Raw genomic sequence first — 3,741 nt, 5'->3', positions numbered from 1 at the left:
CGAGGCCGACCCGGCGCTCTTCGCGCGGGAGGAGGAGCGGTTCCGCGCCTCCGTCGCCGCCCTCGACGGGGCCGTCCCCCCGGCGCACCGCGTGCCCGACCGGTTCGCCGCGAGCGGCCGTCCGGGACCGGGCGACTTCCGCAGCACCCCCGACACCGACCCGTCCGTCGCCGCGAACCGCGAGTGGGCGCAGGCGATCCTCGAGCGCGTCCCCTCCTCCCGGGCCGGCGCCGACGCGATCGAGGCCGCCACGATCGGCACCCTCGACGAGCTGGAGTCGGTGCTCTCCGGCGCCCGCGGCAGCGGCTGGAGCGACGTCCCGGCCGAGGAGCGTGCCCGCATCCTGCACCGCGCGGGCGACGAGCTGGAGGCGCGCCGCGCCGAGCTGCTCGAGGTCATGGCGGCCGAGGGCGGCAAGACCCTCGACCAGGGCGACCCCGAGGTCTCGGAGGCCGTGGACTTCGCCCACTACTACGCCGAGCGCGCCCTCGAGCTCGACGCGGTCGACGGCGCCCGCTTCCACCCGGCCGCGCTGACCCTGGTCGCTCCGCCGTGGAACTTCCCGGTCGCGATCCCGGCCGGCGGCGTCCTCGCGGCGCTCGCGGCCGGCTCCGCCGTGGTGCTCAAGCCCGCCGGTCCGACCGCGCGCTGCGGCGCCGTGGTGGCGGAGGCGCTGTGGGCGGCGGGCGTGCCCCGCGAGGCCCTGCGCCTGCTCCGCCTGCCGGAGGAGGAGCTGGGGCGCGACCTGATCGCGTCCCCGCAGGTCGACCGCGTGATCCTCACCGGTGCCTACGAGACGGCGGAGCTGTTCCGCTCCTTCCGGAACGACCTCCCGCTGCTCGCCGAGACGAGCGGCAAGAACGCGATCGTGGTCACCCCCTCGGCCGACCTCGACCTGGCGGTGAAGGACGTCGTGGCGAGCGCCTTCGGGCACGCGGGCCAGAAGTGCTCCGCAGCCTCGCTCGTGGTGCTGGTCGGCTCCGTCGCGCGCTCGAAGCGGTTCCGTGCGCAGCTGCTCGACGCGGTCTCCTCCCTCACGGTCGGCTACCCGACCGATCCCGCGACGCGGATGGGGCCGGTGATCGAACCCGCCGAGGGCAAGCTGCTGCGCGGCCTGACCGGGCTCGGCGCCGGTGAGACCTGGCTGCTGCAGCCGCGGAGCCTCGACGACTCCGGACGCCTGTGGAGCCCCGGCGTCCGCGACGGCGTGCGCCGCGGGTCCGAGTTCCACCGCACCGAGTACTTCGGGCCGATCCTCGGGATCATGACGGCGGCGACCCTCGACGAGGCGATCGCGATCGTCAACGAGGTCGACTACGGGCTCACCTCGGGCCTGCACGCGCTCGACCCGGAGGAGATCGGCACCTGGCTCGACGGGATCGAGGCGGGCAACCTCTACGTGAACCGCGGGATCACCGGGGCGATCGTGCAGCGCCAGCCGTTCGGCGGCTGGAAGAAGTCGGCGGTCGGCCCGGGCACCAAGGCGGGCGGGCCGGACTACCTGCTCGGCCTGGGCTCCTGGACCGCGGCGCCGTCGGAGGCGACCGCTCCGGTCGTCGGACCGGCCGCCCGCCTGCTCGCCGCGTCGCGCGCGGAGCTCCCGGCGGAGGAGCAGGCCGCGGTGGAGCGGACGGCGCGCAGCTGCGCGGCGGCGTGGGCCGCGGGCGCTCCTCGCGACGTGACGGGGCTGGAGGCGGAGCGCAACGTCTTCCGCCGCCTGCCCTACGACTCCGCCGTGCTGGTGCGCCTGGCCGCCGGGGAGCCGCTGGGCTCGCTCGTGCGGGTGGCCGTCGCGGCGGCGACCGCGCAGGCACGGATGGTCGTCTCGAGCGCCGTGGCGCTGCCTCCGCAGCTCGCCGCCGGTCTCGACGAGGCGGCCGGCGCCGTCGTGGTCGAGGACGACGCGGCGTGGGAGGCGCGGGTGCGCGCCCACGGCGCCGGACGGGTGCGCCTGCTGGGCGCCTCCGCCGCGACGGTGACGGCCGTGACGGGCGGGCGCCCCGACCTCGCGGTCTACGCGGGCCCGGCGACCGAGGCGGGCCGGCTGGAGCTGCTGCCGTTCCTCCGCGAGCAGGCCGTGTCGATCACGGCCCACCGCTTCGGCACGCCGGACCACCTCACGGACGGGCTGCTCTGACCCGCGCGATCCGACCGGCGTGATCGGACCGCCTGCCGCGAGATGCCGCTCCGGCACGCCCGCTCCCGCGCGTCGCGTACCGGAGCGGCGTCTCGCGGGAGAGGGAGACGGAGGGCCGACCGGGCGGAGAGGGATCAGCCGCAGGCCGCACGTCAGTCCGCGTCAGCTCCGCGGCGTGTCCGCAGGGAGGGAGCGCGCGTCGTTGCTGGTGCGCGGGCCCTCCGGGAGGAGCGCGGCGCGTCCCACGCCCGATCGACGGCGGCGGCCGGGGTCAGCAGGATGTGCGCATGATCCGCCAGGAGAACGGCCGGCGCACCGCCGCGCCCGTCCGCGCGCCACGCACGCGCACACGCCCGCGCACGCGCCCGACCGTCGGCTCCGCCTTCGACCCGCGGTCGAACAGCATCAACGCCCTGCGGCTCGGGCTGGCGGTCCTCGTCATCGTGTCGCACTCCTTCCCCCTCGGCGGCTACGGCGACGACCCCGGGTTCGGAGGCTCCACCCTCGGCGCCTGGGCGGTCGGCGGGTTCTTCGCCACCTCCGGCTTCCTGATCACCGCGAGCCGGCTGCGCTCGCGATCGCTGGTCGACTTCCTCTGGCGGCGCTTCCTCCGCATCTATCCCGCCTTCCTCGTCTCGCTCCTGGTCGTGGCGTTCGTCGCCGCACCGCTCGCGTCGCTCCTCCTCGGAGCCGGCGAGTACAGCGCGGCCGGGGCGGTGCGCTTCGTGGTCGCCAACGCGGCCCTCTACATCCGGGAGTACGGCATCGCGGGGATGCTCGGCTCCGTGCCCTACCCGGGCGCGTGGAACGGCTCGCTCTGGAGCCTGTTCTACGAGTTCGTCAGCTACGTCGTGATCGGCCTGCTCGTCTCCCTGGCGCCCGCGCGCTGGGTGCGCCCCCTCGTGGTCGCGGGATTCGCGGGCCTCACCCTCGTCGCGGCGGTGCTCGCGACGGACCTCGTCCCGTTCCCGGCGCCCCTCAACCAGACGGTGACGCTCGTCGGGTACTTCCTCGCCGGCGCGCTCGTGCACCTGTACCGCGACCGCCTCCCCCTGACGGGCGCGCTCACCGCTGCCGCGGCCGTGCTGCTCGTCCTCGTGATCGCGGCCGGCCTCTACCGCGTGCTCGCCGGCCTCCCCCTCGCCTATCTGATGGTCGCGCTCGGCGCCCGGCTCCCCCTGCGTCGAGTGGGCGCGACCCACGACGTCTCCTACGGGATGTACATCTACGCGTTCCCCGTACAGCAGCTGCTCTCGCTGGCGATCGTCGGAGCCGGAGCCGACGTGCCGCTCTGGGCCTACATCGCGCTCTCGGTCGCTGCGACGGTCCCCCTCGCGTGGGCGAGCTGGCTGCTGGTCGAGCGCCCCGCGATGCGGCTGAAGCGCCTCACCGCCCGGGCTCCCGTCGACGTCGAGGGCCACGTCCTGCGCTGAGGCGCGGAGCCGAGAGCCCGGAGCCGCGACCCTGCAGCCGTCCTCGCGCACCGCGCCCGCCCGCAGCCGTCCACGCCCGGTCGCGCCCCCGGAGCCGCCGGGTGCCGACCGCGGTGCGCGCGACGCGGAGGACCGCGGAGTGGGCGGAGGTCTTCCCGCGGGTCCTGGAGG

At 76.0% G+C, this 3,741-nt stretch carries 2 protein-coding genes; both read left to right on the top strand.

All coding sequences use genetic code 11. The annotated features are described in order from the left end of the window. On the top strand, positions 1–2,137 hold a 2,137-nt coding region (locus C5C27_RS16885; RefSeq protein ID WP_146079741.1), incomplete at its 5' end, for an aldehyde dehydrogenase family protein. A gap of 287 nt (positions 2,138–2,424) precedes the next feature. Continuing rightward, positions 2,425–3,570: an acyltransferase gene (locus tag C5C27_RS16880; protein WP_104314981.1), complete on the top strand. Its 1,146-nt coding sequence runs from the start codon at positions 2,425–2,427 to the stop codon at positions 3,568–3,570. Positions 3,571–3,741: the final 171 nt, after the last annotated feature.

The organism is Rathayibacter sp. AY2B7 (assembly GCF_002931635.1).
Taxonomy (GTDB): domain Bacteria; phylum Actinomycetota; class Actinomycetes; order Actinomycetales; family Microbacteriaceae; genus Rathayibacter.
Note: the sequence above shows the minus strand (reverse complement) of the source record. Positions and strands in the feature narration are given on the sequence as shown.

Excerpts from the sequence above, each read along its gene's own strand:
- C5C27_RS16880 (WP_104314981.1), top strand. The coding sequence starts at position 2,425 with ATGATCCGCCAGGAGAACGGCCGGCGCACCGCCGCGCCCGTCCGCGCG.